Below are 15521 nucleotides of genomic sequence, written 5' to 3'. Positions count from 1 at the left end.
CGCCATGGTCCGGCACGCCCGCTTCGTCGCCATCCTCGCCGCACCGCTGTTGCTGGGCGCATCGCCCAGCGGGACAAGCACCCTCAAGGGCGTCTATACCGAGGATCAGGCACAAGCCGGTGCCCAGCTTTATGCCACGCGCTGCGCCATGTGCCATGGCCGCCTGCTCGAAGGGACGTTTGAGACGCCTGGCCTGCAGAACCGCTTCATCGTCAACTGGAGCAAGGCGCCGCTCAGTGAGCTTTACGACTATCTGGGCCGCGCCATGCCGCAGTTCGCGCCAGGATCACTGAAGCCCGACGAGAATGCGAAGATCGTCGCTTATCTGCTCAAGGCAAATGCGCAGCCAGCCGGCGCGAAGCCATTGCCCGCCGACACCGCTGCGCTCAAACGTATCCTGCTCGAACCCGTTTCCGCGAAGGCAGCGCTCAAGGCAAAATAGGGCGCCGCCGTATCGCCCTTCGCCGGTGCAACATATCGGCAACAGTCGGGCAGGAAAGATGTAGGCTGCTTGGCGCTGCCGGATTCGGGCAATGCGGCACTTGCGTTAATCTTTTTGCGATGCAACATTCCTACCGAGGTGGGCAAGGCGCCCGCCCGGGTGGCAAGGCACGATATGAGAGCGTCGCGCGGCAAAGAAACGGCATCCGCGCCGGAGGGACATGGTCCCCTCGGCAGGGTCGGCTCACCCGCATGATGATGGAGCAGCTCCCGCGCGGTCAGGCCGATCTTCAGGCATCCCCGCTGGAGCCTCTAGCCTCGCTCGGCGCAGGAACGCGCGGCCTTCGGCGGATTCTCGCGCTCGCGCTGGTCACCACGGCGATCGCAGGCATCCTGATCGGTATCGACATCGCAGCACAGCGACGGGACACACTGATCGAGATATTCATCGTCTTCGCTCTGGGCGGTGTCGTCACGGCCGTGCTGCTCGGCTTCCGCGCGCTGGACGCCGCTTCGCGAACGCAGCATTTGCTCGCCACGCAGACCGCGACCTTGCTGCGCGCCAAGCAGGCAGCCGAGAGCGCCAATCTCGCCAAGAGCCGCTATCTGGCCAGCGTCAGCCACGAGATCCGTTCGCCGCTCAACGCGATTTACGGCTATGCGCAGCTCTTCGAGCGCGGCGAAGGCACCAATGCCAGGGAAGCCGGCCGCGTTATCCTGCGTTGCTCGGAGCATCTCACAAATCTTGTCGAGGGCTTGCTGGATATCTCGCAGCTCGAATTTGGCGTCTTGCGTGTTCGCAGCGAGGAAGTGCGGCTGGCGCCCTTTCTCGATCAGGTCGTCTCGATGATGCGCCCGTCCGCCTTCTCCAAGGGGCTGGCCTTCATCTACGAGACGCCCGAGCGCCTGCCTGAGATGGTCCGGCTCGACCAGAGCCGGTTCCGGCAGGTGCTGATCAATCTCCTCTCCAACGCGATCAAGTTCACCGAACATGGCTCGGTCGCGCTCAGAGTGACCTATTCCGGCCAGATCGCGGTCTTTGAGGTACGCGACACCGGTCCCGGCATTCCGCCCGAGGACCATGAGCGCATTTTCGAGCGCTTCGAGCGCGGCTCTGCGGCAACGCCCCCGGGTGGGCGCGTCAAGCCGGGCGCTGGCCTCGGCCTCGCCATTGCGCGCACGATCGTCGAGATCCTCGGCGGCAAGCTGGAACTGGAAAGCGAACTCGGCGTCGGCACCTGCTTCCGCATCACGATGATGCTCGGCGAAGTGAGCGGTCGCATCGCCCCGCCCGCCCCGGCGCGCCAACTCGTCGGCTATGAAGGCTCGCGACGTAACATCCTGCTCGTCGAGGATGATGACGACCAGCGCCTGTTCCTCCAACGCCTGCTGACGTCGCTCGGCTTTGTGGTCAGTGCGCATCCGAACGGCGAACTGGCGCTCGCGGCGATTGTCGACCGAGATATCGATCTGGCGATCCTCGACATCAGTCTACCTGGAATATCCGGCTGGGAAACCGGTGTCGGTTTGCGCCGGCATTTCGGCAATGGTCTGCAGATCCTCATGCTCTCCGCCAATAGCGAGGAACTGCATCGCCCTGAGTTCGACGCGCCGGCGCATGACCGCTTTCTCGTCAAGCCGGTCGAGTTCGAGATGCTGATCGAGACGGTGGGCGACCTGCTGGGCCTGACCTGGCTGCATGATGACAGGGCGCCGGCGAGCAACGAGGCTCCGCATCAGGACGACGAATCAGAGCCGAACAGGGCGATGCCGTCGATTGACAGCGCCGCGCAGCCTCATATCGTGCGGCTGCGCGAATTTCTGCGCATCGGCTATGTCCGCGGCATCGAGGCCGAAATCAAGCTGCTCGAGGAAGCCGCGCCCGATGCCGAAGCCCTCGTGCGCCGCCTTTACGACCATCTGGACCGATATGACCTCGCCGGTATGGCGAAACTGTTGCAGGAAAGCTGAAAGATCATGCAGGCGCCCGGCCACTCCGACACCGTTCTCGTCGTCGATGACGAGCCGGACTCGCTGCGCATGCTGACCGCGATTCTGGAGCGTGCGGAAATGTCCGTACTGGTCGCCACGTCGGGCGAAGCGGCACTGGAACTGCTCAACAACATCGTGCCCGATCTCATCCTGATGGACGCCGTCATGCCCGGCATGGATGGGTTCGAGACGACCCAGAAGATCAAGTCGCGGCCCGCGACCGCCAGCATCCCGGTCATCTTCATGACCGGGCTGACCGAAAGCGAGCATGTCGTCGAGGCGTTCGAAGTCGGTGGGGTGGACTATGTCCGCAAACCTGTTGACCTCAAGGAGCTCCTCGCCCGTGTCCGCGTCCACATGGCGCAGGGGCGCGCGGTCCACGCCAGCATCACGAGCCTTGACGCGACCGATCGCCTGATCCTCGCCACGGACGCACAGGGCCGACTGCTGTGGTGTACGCCGCGTGCCGAGAAGGCCATTGCCCGCATGTCGCCGGGCTGGCAGCGGGATCAGGCTGCGCTCCCGGGGGAAATCCGCAGCCAGATCGAGCGCCTCCTCTCCAAGGAAGAGGCAGGCGGCTCGGTTCGCGTCAAACAGGTCAAGGGCGATGGCGAACTGGAGATGGTCGTCGTCGCACATTATCGCGAGGACGAGGTCCTGATCCGCCTGAGCGAGGTCGATCCGGACCAGGATCTCGCGCGTCTGCAGGATCGGCTGCCGCTCACGCACCGCGAGGCCGAGGTTCTGTTGTGGGTAAGCTATGGCAAACCCAATCGCGTGATCAGCGATGTACTTCAGATCAGTCCGCGCACCGTGACCAAGCATCTGGAACGGATTTTCGACAAGATCGGCGTGGAAACACGCTCGGCGGCGGCGGCGGTCGCCATCCGGATGCTCGGCCAATAGGCCGAACGGGCCGCAAGCTCAGACGAGCGACGACTTCTTGCGCAGCGCCTTGGGATAGCGATGCGGCCGCGCATAGCTGGCCGTGACATTGGACGCATCTTCGACCTTCGCCTGCTCGGCGTCGTCCGTGTCCGCACCGGGGGCGTCCAGCGCGGCGCTCGGCTTGCCCTTCGGCTTGACCGCAACCGCCTCGATCTCGATCAGAAAATAGGGGCCGACGAGCGCGGCGACCTGGAAGGTCGAACGCGCCACCGTGTTCGGGTTCTCGGCGGTGCCGAAGAACTGCCCGAAGCCCGCATTGGCGCCGGCGAAATCCATCTTGCCCGTGCGCGGATCGGCCGCGATGAAGAGCTGCATCTTCACCACATCGGACATCTTGTAGCCCTGCCGTTCGAGCAGGGTCTTGATCTTCTGCAAGGTGCTGATCGTCTGCGCCTTGGTGTCGCCCATATCCTCGATGCTCTTGACCTCGGTCATCGGCTTCTTGGGATCGACGGGCGACGGCAGCTGACCGGACAGGAAGAAGGTTTCCATGTCGCCGCTCACCAGCACGCCGTCGAGAATCCGCGCGTTCGGATCACTCTTGATCCGGGTGACACCCGCTTGTGCGGGAACGGCCGCTAGAGCGATTGTGCCTAAAAAAGTCAGGAACATCCTGCGGAGCGGAGAAATTGGCTGGTTCAAGCCATTGCGGGCGATGCTTTTCATACAAGTAGCTGGCTAGGGCGCGCACCCCACGCTCACCATACGACAAAATGCGTATGTCCGAATCCGGGCCGCTGCGATCTCCTCATGGTGCGTCGCAGCAAGGTGCCGGCGATCGGGTCGGTCGGCATAAAAAAAAGCGCAGTCGCGGCGCACCAGAAAAAAGCCCGCAGGGAGAGTGCCTAGAAACACAACAAGGGGGACTCTTGCATATGATTACGAACCGCAGGCTGTTTGCCGCCATGCTCCTCGCTTCAAGCGCCTTGCCGACGGCAAGCTATGCGCAGACCGAGGTTCCTCAAGATGCCGCCGTCGAAGAAGGCAGCGAAATCATCGTCACCGGCACGCGCGCAAGCGGTATGATGGCCGCCGAGAGCGCCGCGCCGATCCAACTGCTCAGCGAAGACGCGCTGTCCCGTGTCGGCCAGCCCAACCTCAATCAGGCACTCACGCAGCTCGTACCGAGCTTCCAGGCACAGACCCAGGGCACCGATATGGCGAGCTTCTCGCTCTCGGCGCGCCTGCGCGGCCTCAGCCCCAACCACACGCTTGTGATGGTCAACGGCAAGCGCCGTCATGCCAACGCGATCCTTCAGGTCATCAATGGCGCTTTCGGCGGTTCCGCCGCGCCGAGCATCGACCTCATCCCGCCGGACATCGTCCAGCGCATCGAAGTGCTGCAGGATGGCGCGGCCGCACAATACGGCTCGGACGCGATCGCCGGCGTCATCAACATCATCCTGAAGTCCGACACCGAAGGCGGCGCGATCAAGCTCAACGCCGGTCAGTATTACGACGGAGAGGGCACCAGCTACAGCGCCAGCGGCAATTTCGGCATGTCGATCGGCGACAGCGGTTTCTTCGACATCGCGCTCTACCATCGCCGCAATGAATGGACGACGATCGGCGACGGGCAGATGTCGGTGAAGAACTATAACGGCACGACCGTCACCAACGTGTCGGCCGCCTTCAAGCCGCTGCTCGACGCCTGCAACGCGATCAATTGCACGGCTAACGTCAATGGTGGCCAGCCGGCCTCGAAGCTGACCGTGGCCTTCTACAATTTCGGTTACGATTTCGGCGGCGTCGAACTCTACTCCTTCGGTGACGTGTCCTACCGCCATGGTGACGCGCTCCAGGGCTATCGTCATCCGACCCGTCTCTGCCGTACCTTCAACACGACCCAGAACAGATGGGTTTCCACGACCACCGATCCCACCAACTGCTTCGGCACCACGACCAAGACCGGCCTGATCCCGCATATCGAGGTGATGCAGGACGAATTCTCGATCACCGGCGGCCTGCGGGGCGAGATCGATGGCTGGAACTGGGATCTTGCCAGCAGCTATTCGGAAGACGTGGCGCGAGTTTACACGACACAATCGGTCAATGCGTCGATGTTCGTCGATACCGGCCAGTCGCCGAGCGATTTCTATGACGGCAAGTTCGAGTTCCGCCAGTATGTCGGCACGGCTGACCTGCGCAAGGAGTTCAACGTTGGCTTCGAGGATCCGCTGACCCTTGCCTTCGGTGCGGAATATCGCAGGGAAACCTACATCATTGGCGCGGGCGACGCCGGATCGCTCTACATCGAGGGCGGCCAGTCCTTCCCGGGCTATGCGTTGAGCGACGCCGGCAAGACCAAGCGCACCGCCAAGGCCGTCTATGCCAACATCATCGCCAATCCGGTGTCGGCATGGACCGTCGATCTCGCCGGCCGCTATGAGGACTATAGCGACTTCGGCGATACGCTGATCGGCAAGATCACCACGCGCTACGACTTCTCGGATGCCATCGCGATCCGCGGCACGGCCAGCACTGGTTTCCGCGCGCCGTCGCTTCAGGAAGGCGGCTATTCGGCTACCAACGTCGGCCCGACCGCCGCGACGCTCCAACTCGCACCCAGTTCGCCGGGCTCGGCGAGCGCGGGCTTCGGCGCTCTGGGGCCGGAGAAGTCGGTCAACCTGTCCGCCGGCATCGTGCTGCGCCCCATCCCACGCCTGACGGTGACGCTGGACGGCTACTATATCAAGATCAAGGATCGAATCGTGTCGTCGGGCGGCATCACTGGCCAGCGCTTCGTCAACATTACGTCCGATCCGATCCAGGTCCTGACTCCGCTAATCAATGGCCTGACCCCCTATCAGCTCGTCCAGAACGCTATTGCCGCAAGCGGCAAGCAGCTCGACCCGACAGTGCTGCAGCGGGGCACTCTCGCCATACAGACGTTCACCAACGGTATTGATACCCGCACGATGGGCCTGGAACTCGCGGCCCGCTATCCCGTCGAACTCGGCTTCGGCAAGGTCGATCTCTCGCTCGGTGCCAACTACAATGTGACGGAGGTCACCGACAGCAAGCTGGGCACGCTGTTCAGTCCGACCTCTCAACAGATCATCGAGAAGGCGAGTCCCGACTTCAAGCTGAACTTCGGTGCTCTTTTCACCAGCGGCAAGTTCAGCGCCAACGCGCGCGTCAACTACTACAGCAAGACCAACCAGTATGTTCAGCCGAACGGCGCCGGCACGCGGGGCCCCATTCTGCTGTCAAACGGCCAGTATTACTATAATGCGGAAGTCGCCGCTGCGGCGATAGTCGATCTCGAACTCGACTATGACATCACCGAATTCGCCAACATCGCGATCGGTGCGAATAACTTGTTCAACAAAATGCCTGAAGTTCCGCCGCTCGTCTCCAACTATGATCCGGCCACCTGGCCGACGACGGGCAACTCGCCCTACATCAACAATAGCGGCGCGATCAACGCACCTTATAACTTCGGCGCCTACGGCACGAACGGCGGCTATTACTACGCCCGCGTAAGTCTGAAGTTCTAAGCGCAATCAAGCACATGGCCGTTCCTGCCAGACACAAGGAGATGGATAAGATGACGACGAAGACCAAGAACAGGTTTGGCATGACTGCCGCCATCATCGCGGGAGCGCTGCTCGCAGCGCTCCCCTCCACTGCCGGCGCACAGACCGTCGAGCGCACCTACGGCAATCCCAACTCGCCTATCGCCTCGCTGGCCTTCGTGCCGGCCGGTGCCAACATCATGTTCGTCTCCGGCACGACGCCGTCGCCGCCCGATGCATCCAAGCCGGATGAACTGGGCGACACCAAGGCGCAGACGCTCAGCATTCTCACCAAGATGAAGGCTGCGCTGGAAGCCAAGGGCTGGGGGATGGGCGACATCGTCAAGATGACGGTCTTCCTGGTCGGCACGCCCGCAACGGGCGGCAAGATGGACAGCGCGGCGATGAACGAGGTGTTCCGCACCTTCTTCGGCACGGCCGAGCAGCCCAACAAGCCGACACGCTCGACGATCCAGATCGCCGCGCTCGGCCGGCCCACCATGTACGTCGAGATCGAGGCGATCGCGGCGAAAATGCCCTGACGAAGCGAGAGGCGCCGTTGGGGAACGGCGCCTCCGCACTGGCGGGGTGCAAGAGTTTCAAGGGGACGCAGCGACAATGACGCAGGATGCGGCGCCGACACGGCGCGATCTGCTGGCTATGATCGGCAAGGCGGGTGGCGCCATTGCCATGTATCAGGCGATGACCGCACTCGGCCACGCCGCCGAGACGCAGTTCACCGGCCCGCCCAATCTCACCGGCGCCCCAAAGGGCAAGAAGGTTCTGATCCTTGGCGCCGGACTCGCGGGGCTCGTCGCGGCCTATGAGTTGCAGAGGGCCGGCTACGCCGTCGAAATTCTCGAATATCAAGATCGCCCCGGCGGCCGGAACTATTCCCTGCGAGGCGGCGACAAGGTCGTGGAGGTCGGCGGCGCGACGCAGACCTGCGAATTCGCCCCCGGCAACTACGTCAATCCCGGCCCCTGGCGCATCCCGCATCATCACCGCACGCTGCTGCATTATTGCAAGGCGTTCGGCGTGGAGATGGAGCCGTTCATCCAGCTCAATCACAATGCCTTTGTCCACAACAGCAAGGCGTTCGGCGGCAAGCCCCAGCGCTACAAGGAGCTGGCGACGGACTTCAAAGGCCATGTCGCGGAGCTGCTCGGCAAGTCGCTCAATGCCGGCCAGCTCGATCAGACGGTCACCAGGGAAGACAAGGAAAAGCTGATCGAGGGTCTGCGCGCCTGGGGCGTGCTCGACGGCGACTTGAAATATACGAGCGGCCTTCGTGTTTCGGGTCAGCGCGGGTTCGATCGTCCGCCCGGCGGCGGCGTCAACGGCGCGCCCTCACCCTCCACCATCAATGCCCTCTCGGACGTGCTCGATTCCCGCATCTGGAATCAGATGTCTTTCTTTTTCAACTATGTGATGCAGACGACCATGTTCCAGCCCAAGGGCGGCATGGACATGATCGGCAAGGGCTTCGTCAAGCAGGTCGGCAAGGTCATCCGTCTCAACGCCAAGGTCACGCGCATCGCGCAGGACGACAGCGGCGTCACCGTGTTCTGGGAAGACCGGCAGAGCGGCAAGGCCGGCCAGAGCCGTGCCGACTGGTGCGTCAACACCATTCCGCCGTCGGTCCTCTCGCAGCTCGACATGCAGTGCGGCGCGCCGATGGCGGCGGCGATCAAGGCCGTGCCCCTCGGTCCCGCAGTCAAGATCGGCCTCGAGATGCGCAGCCGGTTCTGGGAAGAGAAATATGCGATCTATGGCGGCCACAGCTTCACCGATCAGGCGATCGGGCTGATCTCCTATCCCAACAACAACATGTTCAAGGATGGCCCGGCGGTTCTGCTCGGCGCTTTTGCCATTGGCGGCGCCGGCAGCCTCCAGCTCACCGGCATGACACCCGCGCAACGCATCGAGGCGGCACTGGCGCAGGGATCGGTCTTCCACCCCGCCGAGTATCGCGGCGCCTATATGAACGGTATTTCCGTCGCCTGGTCTCGCCTGCCCTGGATTCTGGGGTGTTCCTCTTCCTGGAGCGAAGCGAGCCGCGCCACCCACTATCAGAATCTGGTCGCGATGGACGGCCGCATCGTCCTCGCGGGCGAACATGCCTCTTATTATGGCGGCTGGATGGAGGGCTCGCTGCTCTCCGGGCTCGACGCAATTCGGCGCATCCATGAACGCGCCACGGGAGCCTGAAAGCCATGACTGCCAAGATTGTCCTGCCTTTTGCGCTTTCCGCTCTGCTCCTCGCGGGCACAGTCGCCGTCCGCGCGCAGGATGCGCCGGGCGGCGGCCCGTCCAGCGTCGAAGTCGGCGGTGCCGGCAAGGAAGTGTACGAGACCATTTGCCAGGCCTGTCACATGGCCGATGCCAAGGGTGGCGACGGCGCGGGCGCAGCTATCCCGGCGCTTGCCGGCAACGTCAATCTTTCCGACAAGGACATGGTCGTCGGCATCCTGCTCAAGGGCCGTGGCGGCATGCCCTGGTTCAACGACATGCTGACGACGGAGCAGATCGCGGCAGTCGCGACCTATGTCCGCAGTCATTTCAACACTTATTCCGATCCGGTGACGGTCTCCGATGTCGAGCGCGTGGCCGCCGGCGGCAAGGCGTCACCGCGGGATTGCGCCACATGCTGAGGCCGTTGGGGGACGGCACCGGCACTTCTTTCCTTTGGGGGAACAGACATGATTGAAGAGAAGAACGGCCCGTCGCGGCGCGAGCTGCTGACCATGATCGGCAAGGCGGGCGGCGCCGTCGCCATGTATCAGGCGATGACCGCGCTCGGCCATGCTGCCGAGACCCAGTTCACCGGCCCGCCGGCCCTCCGCGGCGCGCGCAAGGGCGCGAAAGTCCTCGTGCTCGGCGCGGGCCTTGCCGGCATGCTCGCCGCCTATGAGTTGCGCAAGGCCGGCTACTCCGTCCAACTGCTCGAATATCAGAACCGTCCCGGCGGCCGGAACTATTCGATCCGCGGCGGCGACAAGGTGGTCGAGGTTGGTGGCGCGACGCAGACCTGCGAGTTCGCGCCCGGCAACTACCTCAATCCCGGCCCATGGCGCATTCCGCACCACCACCGCACGCTGCTGCACTATTGCAAGGCGTTCGGCGTGGAGCTGGAGCCGTTCATCCAGCTCAATCACAATGCCTTCGTCCATCAGAGCAAGGCATTCGGCGGCAAGCCGCAACGTTACAAGGAGCTGGCGGTCGACTTCAAAGGCCATGTTTCCGAGCTGCTCTCCAAGTCGCTCAACGCCGGTCAGCTCGATCAGACGGTGAGCACGGAAGACAAGGAGAAGCTGATCGGCGCACTGCGCGAATGGGGCCTGCTCGACGGCGACCTCAAATATGCGAGCAGCCTCATGGTCTCAAGTGCGCGCGGTTTCGACCGGGCGCCTGGCGGCGGCGTCAATGGCGCCCCGACGCCCTCCACCGTCAATGGTCTCAGCGCGCTGCTTGACTCCAAGGTCTGGACGCAGATGGGCTTCTATTTCAGCCATGTCATGCAGACGACGATGTTCCAGCCCAAGGGCGGCATGGACATGATCGGCAAGGGCTTCGCCAAGCAGCTCGGCAACATGATCACCTATAATGCCAAGGTGACCAAGATCGCGCAGAACGATGCGGGCGTCGCGGTCACCTGGGAGGACATCGGCTCCGGCAAGGTGACCGAGGCGAAGGCGGACTATTGCGTCTGCACGATCCCGCTGGGCGTCCTCAAGCAGATCGATCCTCAGGTCAGTGCGCCGATGAAGGCCGCGATCGGTGCCGTTCCCTATAGCGGACAGGTTAAGATCGGCCTCGAGATGCGTCGCCGTTTCTGGGAGGAGGACTATTCCATCTATGGCGGCCATAGCTTCACGGATCAGGCGATCGGCCTCGTTTCCTACCCGAATTATGACTTCTTCAGCAACAAGCCCTCGGTGCTGCTCGGCGCCTTCGCGAGCGGCGCGGGCGGCTTCCAGCTCGCGGGCATGACGCCGGAACAACGCATCGAGACCGCGCTGGCGCAGGGATCGGTCTTTCACCCTGCCGAATATCGCAAGGAGTTCATGAACGGCACATCGTTCGCCTGGAGCCGCGCGCCATGGATTCTCGGCTGCTGCGGCAGCTGGAACGAAGCTTCGCGGGCGCAGCATTATCAGAATCTCGTCGCGATGGACGGTCGCATCGTCCTCGCGGGTGAACATGCGTCTTATTATGGATGCTGGATGGAAGGCGCCCTGCTCTCCGCGCTCGACGCCATTGAGCGGTTGCACAAAAGAGCGCTGGCGGCCTGAACCGATTTGTAGCAAACTTGTCAAGTTATCCGGGACTGTAGGTGACGAAGTGAGTCAAGAACGCCGGCATCGCTGGATCGCCGGAAATAGCCCCCGCATTGCGGGCTGGGCGGCGCTCCTCGCGCTCCCGGCGCTGGTACAGCTATCCGCCTGTTCCGAAGCGAAGACGCAGGAACAACGTCGCCCGCCGCCCCTGGTGACCGCAGTCAATGCGCAGCCCTATGTGTTTCGCGACGAGTTGCAGGCCGTAGGCTCGGCCCGCGCCAATGAACAGGTGACGCTCGCCGCGAACGTGACCGAGCGCATCGAGCGGCTGCTGTTCGACGACGGAATGTACGTGCGCCGTGGCCAGTTGCTCGCCGTGCTCTCCAACGCGCAGGAACAGGCCGCCCTTGCCGGCGCGCGCGCCAGTGCGAGCGAAGCGGCCTCGCAGCTCGAACGCATCAAGAGCCTCAGCAAGCAGGGCTTCGCCACGCGCTCCCTACTCGATCAGCAACGCGCAGCGCTCAGCGAAGCCAGGGCATCGGAGGAAAGCGTCCAGGCGCAGATCAGCGACCGGATGATCCGCGCGCCCTTCGCCGGCTATCTCTCGCTCCGCAACATCTCGGCAGGCGCCATCGTCAACACTGGCACGCCGCTCGTCACGGTGAGCGACATTTCGCGTATCAAGCTGGACTTCACGGTGCCCGAGACGCAGCTCGCCCAGCTGCGCCCCGGCCTGCCGATCAAGGCCTATGCATCCGCCTTTCCGGATCAGCCGATCGAGGGGACGATCAGCGTCATCGATCCGGTGATCGATCCGCAGAGCCGCGCCGTGATGGTGCGCGCAACTCTCCCCAATCCCGGTAATCGCATCAAGCCGGGCATGCTGCTGACCGTGCGCATCGAGACCGGTCGACGCAGCGCGCTGGCGCTCCCCGAGGCGGCGGTGCTGAGTGAGGGCGAAGACCGCTACGTCTATACGGTGGATCGGGAGCGCAAGGTGAAGCGCACGCCGATCCGAACCGGCTTGCGAGACAATGGCGTAATCGAGGTCAGCGGATTGCCCAAGGGCGCTTTGGTGGTCTCCGAAGGCGTCATCAAAGTATCCGAAGGCCGCACCGTGCGCCTGTCAGGCGAGGAAGGCGCGAAGGCCGATCGCGCAGGCGGAAGCGCACCGAAAGCCGCGGCGCCATGATCCTGTCGGACGTCTCGGTCCGGCGCCCTGTCGTCGCGGCGGTATTTGCGCTGCTGCTTGTCATCGTCGGCCTTGTCGGCTTCCTCAATCTCTCGGTGCGCGAGTATCCGGACACCGATCCGCCGATCGTATCCGTGGAAACGCGCTACACCGGCGCGAACGCCGGCGTGATCGAGAGCCGGATCACACAGCCGCTCGAACAGCGCCTTGCCGGCATCGAGGGCATCGAGACGATCAGTTCGAACTCACGCGACGGCGTCTCCAACATCAACATCGAGTTCCGCGCGGGCCGAGATGTCGATGCGGCCGCCAACGACGTGCGCGACCGTGTCTCGGCCGGCGCTGCTGATCGGCCCATCGATGCCTTCCCGCCCGAAGTGCGCAAGGTGGACAGCGATGCGCAGCCAATCATGTTCTTCGCCGTCATGGCGCCGGGGTGGGACAAGACCAAGCTCGGCGACTATGTCCAGCGTGTCATCATCGATCGGCTTTCGACCATCGACGGCGTCGCGCAGGTCCAGGCCATGGGCCTCGCCAAACCGTCCATGCGCGTCTGGCTGGATGCGGATCGGCTCGCCGCGCTGCGCCTCACACCGCGCGACGTGGAAAATGCGCTGCGCCGTCAGAATGTCGAGCTGCCCGCCGGCCGAATCGAGGCCCGCGCACAGAACCTCTCCTTGCGGGTGCAGCGCGGCTTCACGACGCCGGAGGACTTCAGGGGACTCGTGATCGGCCGTGGCGCCGACGGATACCAGGTCCGTCTCGGCGACGTCGCCCGGATCGAGGAAGGACCCGAAAATCCCTATTCGACCTTCCGCTACAATGGCGGCACCGGCGTCGGTCTCGGCATCGTGCGCCAGTCCGGGGCGAACACGCTCGCCGTCGCGCAGGCGGCCAAGGACACGATCGCGGAACTCAAGAAGGATCTGCCGCCCGGCATCGACATCATGGTCGGCATGGACAGCACCTTGTTCATCGAGCAGGCCATCAAGGGCGTGTGGACCACCTTGGCCGAGGCCGCGCTGCTGGTAACCGTCGTGGTGTTCCTGTTCCTCGGCAGCGCGCGGGCAACGATCATTCCGATGGTCACCGTGCCGATCTGCCTGCTGGCGACCTGCGCGGTCCTGTGGATGACCGGCTATTCGATCAATCTGCTGACGCTCCTCGCCTGTGTTCTGGCGATCGGCCTGGTCGTCGATGACGCCATCGTCGTGCTGGAGAATATCTATCACCGCATCGAGGAGGGCGAGCAGCCGCTCTACGCCGCTTATGCGGGCGCCAAGCAGGTGGGTTTCGCGGTGATGGCGACAACCCTCGTCGTGTGCGCGGTGTTCGTGCCGGTGATGTTCCTTTCCGGCCAGACGGGTCTGCTCTTCCGCGAACTCGCCGTCGCCATGATCGTCGCTCTCGCATGTTCGGGTATCCTCGCGCTGACGCTGACGCCGATGATGTGCTCGAAGCTGCTCAAGAACAGCAACCGGGGCGGCTTCACGGCGCGCATCGATCGGCTGATGACGCGCACCGAGAATGGCTATGCCGGCACGCTCGACCGTATGCTGCGGCGGCCGCTGCCCGTCATTCTCGCCGTGGTTGCGCTTATTGCCGTGGCGACGTTCCTGTTCAGGGGGCTGGATGCGGAGCTCGCCCCCGCCGAGGACGCCGGCCTAGTGCAGGTCCGCTTCAACGCGCCGGAAGGCACCAGCTTCGCGCAGGCCGACGCTTATGCTGGGCAGATGGAGAAGATGCTGCTGCCGATGGTCGGCAAGGGCCCGGTGCGCGGCATGAACGCGCGCGTTCCCATGAGCGGCGGACCGACGGAGGACTTCAACACCGGCCAGATCGCGATGTTCATGCGGCATTGGGATGAGCGCAGCGAAACGTCGGAGGACGTTGCGCGGCAAGTCAACGCGAAGCTCGCCAATCTGCCTTCCGTGCGCGGCAACGCCGTGGTCATGAATCGTCTCGCGCGCGGTAGTCAGCCGGTCAGCTTCGTCATTGCCGGCAACAGCTATGACGAACTGGCCAATGCGCGCGACCGCATCCTCGATGCCGCTCGCGACAATCCCGGGATCGTCAATCTCGACGCCGACTATGTGGAGAACAAGCCGCAGCTGGTCATCGAGGTCGATCGGCAGCGTGCAGGCGATCTTGGCGTGTCGGTGGATGATGTCAGCCAGGCGCTGCAGACGATGATGGGCTCGCGTCGCGTCTCGACCTATGTTCGCGACGGCGAGGAATATTATGTCGTCCTGCAGGCCGAGGCGTTCAATCGCAATGACGAGGCCGGTCTGTCGAAAGTCTATGTGCGCAGCGGCACCGGCGTACTCATTCCGCTCTCCAATCTGGTGATCGCGCGCCAGGCGGCGACGGCGCGCGAACTAGGCCGCTTCAACAAGATGCGCTCGATCACGCTGAACGGCGGCCTCTCGCCAGGCTATTCGCTGGGCAAGGCGCTCACCTTCCTGGAGGACGAGGCGGGGCGATCGCCCGAGGTGCAGGCGATCGGCTATCGCGGCCAGAGCCAATCGTTCAAGCAGACTGGCGCATCCATCTGGGTCGCCTTCGGCCTGACGGTGATCGTCATCTATCTGCTGCTTGCCGCGCAGTTCGAGAGCTTCATCCATCCGGCCGTGATCATCTCGGCCGTGCCGCTCGGCGTGGCGGGCGGCATCATCGGACTCGCGCTCACCGGCACGACGATCAATCTATTCAGCCAGATCGGCATCGTCATGTTGGTCGGCCTCGCCGTGAAGAACGGCATCCTGATCGTCGAATATGCCAATCAGCTGCGCGATCAGGGCAAGGATATCGAGACCGCCATTCGCGAAGCCTCCGCGCGCCGGCTCCGCCCGATCCTGATGACCTCGATCGCCACGGTCGCCGGCGCCTTCCCGCTCGCCTTGAGCCACGGCGCCGGCGCCGCTGCCCGCTCGTCGATCGGCTGGGTGATCGTGTTCGGCGTCAGCATCGCGACCGTCATCACGCTCTATGTCGTGCCGATCCTCTATCGCCGCATGGCGCGTGGCACCCAGTCGCCAGAGACGATCAGCCGCAAGCTGCGAGATCTCATCGCGAGCCGCGGCGCAGCGGCGGGCGGCGCCGCGCAGCCGGCGGAATAATCAGGCCCAAAAACAGTAGCGGCGCGCTGCT

Annotated in this window: 11 protein-coding genes; 10 read left to right on the top strand and 1 reads right to left on the bottom strand. The window is 63.8% G+C overall.

Annotation, left to right across the window (positions count from 1 at the left end; all coding sequences use genetic code 11):
• Positions 1 to 4 precede the first annotated feature (4 nt).
• From KM135_RS03005 to KM135_RS02995, 3 genes are all read left to right on the top strand, one after another.
• Positions 5 to 442 (top strand): c-type cytochrome, encoded by a 438-nt coding sequence (locus KM135_RS03005; RefSeq protein WP_221712464.1) that lies wholly within the window; start codon positions 5 to 7, stop codon positions 440 to 442.
• A gap of 251 nt (positions 443 to 693) precedes the next feature.
• Entirely contained in the window at positions 694 to 2412 is a 1719-nt protein-coding gene (locus tag KM135_RS03000; protein WP_221712462.1) for an ATP-binding response regulator, read from the top strand.
• Between the two features lie 6 nt (positions 2413 to 2418).
• The gene (locus tag KM135_RS02995; protein WP_221712459.1) at positions 2419 to 3339 is read left to right on the top strand and encodes a response regulator transcription factor; all 921 of its coding nucleotides are present in this window, start codon (positions 2419 to 2421) and stop codon (positions 3337 to 3339) included.
• 18 nt (positions 3340 to 3357) lie between these two features.
• Here the strand turns inward: KM135_RS02995 and KM135_RS02990 are convergent, their stop codons facing one another.
• Entirely contained in the window at positions 3358 to 3993 is a 636-nt protein-coding gene (locus KM135_RS02990; protein ID WP_221712457.1) for a RidA family protein, read from the bottom strand.
• A gap of 293 nt (positions 3994 to 4286) precedes the next feature.
• On the opposite strand from KM135_RS02990, the gene KM135_RS02985 reads away from it, so the two are divergent.
• From KM135_RS02985 to KM135_RS02955, 7 genes are all read left to right on the top strand, one after another.
• Positions 4287 to 6881: a TonB-dependent receptor plug domain-containing protein gene (locus KM135_RS02985; protein WP_221712456.1), complete on the top strand. Its 2595-nt coding sequence runs from the start codon at positions 4287 to 4289 to the stop codon at positions 6879 to 6881.
• A gap of 50 nt (positions 6882 to 6931) precedes the next feature.
• On the top strand, positions 6932 to 7441 hold the full coding sequence (locus tag KM135_RS02980; protein WP_221712454.1) for a Rid family hydrolase: 510 nt from the start codon (positions 6932 to 6934) through the stop codon (positions 7439 to 7441).
• A gap of 76 nt (positions 7442 to 7517) precedes the next feature.
• A complete protein-coding gene (locus tag KM135_RS02975; protein ID WP_221712451.1) occupies positions 7518 to 9110 on the top strand; it encodes a flavin monoamine oxidase family protein in 1593 nt (530 codons plus the stop codon).
• 5 nt (positions 9111 to 9115) lie between these two features.
• The gene (locus tag KM135_RS02970) at positions 9116 to 9553 is read left to right on the top strand and encodes a c-type cytochrome (RefSeq protein ID WP_221712449.1); all 438 of its coding nucleotides are present in this window, start codon (positions 9116 to 9118) and stop codon (positions 9551 to 9553) included.
• A 48-nt stretch (positions 9554 to 9601) separates the two neighbouring features.
• Positions 9602 to 11194, top strand: a complete 1593-nt coding sequence (locus KM135_RS02965; protein ID WP_221712447.1) for a flavin monoamine oxidase family protein — start codon at positions 9602 to 9604, stop codon at positions 11192 to 11194.
• Positions 11195 to 11243: 49 nt separating this feature from the next.
• On the top strand, positions 11244 to 12371 hold the full coding sequence (locus KM135_RS02960) for an efflux RND transporter periplasmic adaptor subunit (RefSeq protein ID WP_343228133.1): 1128 nt from the start codon (positions 11244 to 11246) through the stop codon (positions 12369 to 12371).
• A complete protein-coding gene (locus KM135_RS02955) occupies positions 12368 to 15490 on the top strand; it encodes an efflux RND transporter permease subunit (RefSeq protein ID WP_221712443.1) in 3123 nt (1040 codons plus the stop codon). The genes KM135_RS02960 and KM135_RS02955 overlap by 4 nt, the downstream gene beginning before the upstream one ends.
• Positions 15491 to 15521 lie beyond the last annotated feature (31 nt).

The organism is Sphingobium xanthum, assembly GCF_019737615.1.
In the GTDB taxonomy this organism is placed as follows: domain Bacteria; phylum Pseudomonadota; class Alphaproteobacteria; order Sphingomonadales; family Sphingomonadaceae; genus Sphingobium; species Sphingobium xanthum.
Note: the sequence above shows the minus strand (reverse complement) of the source record. Positions and strands in the feature narration are given on the sequence as shown.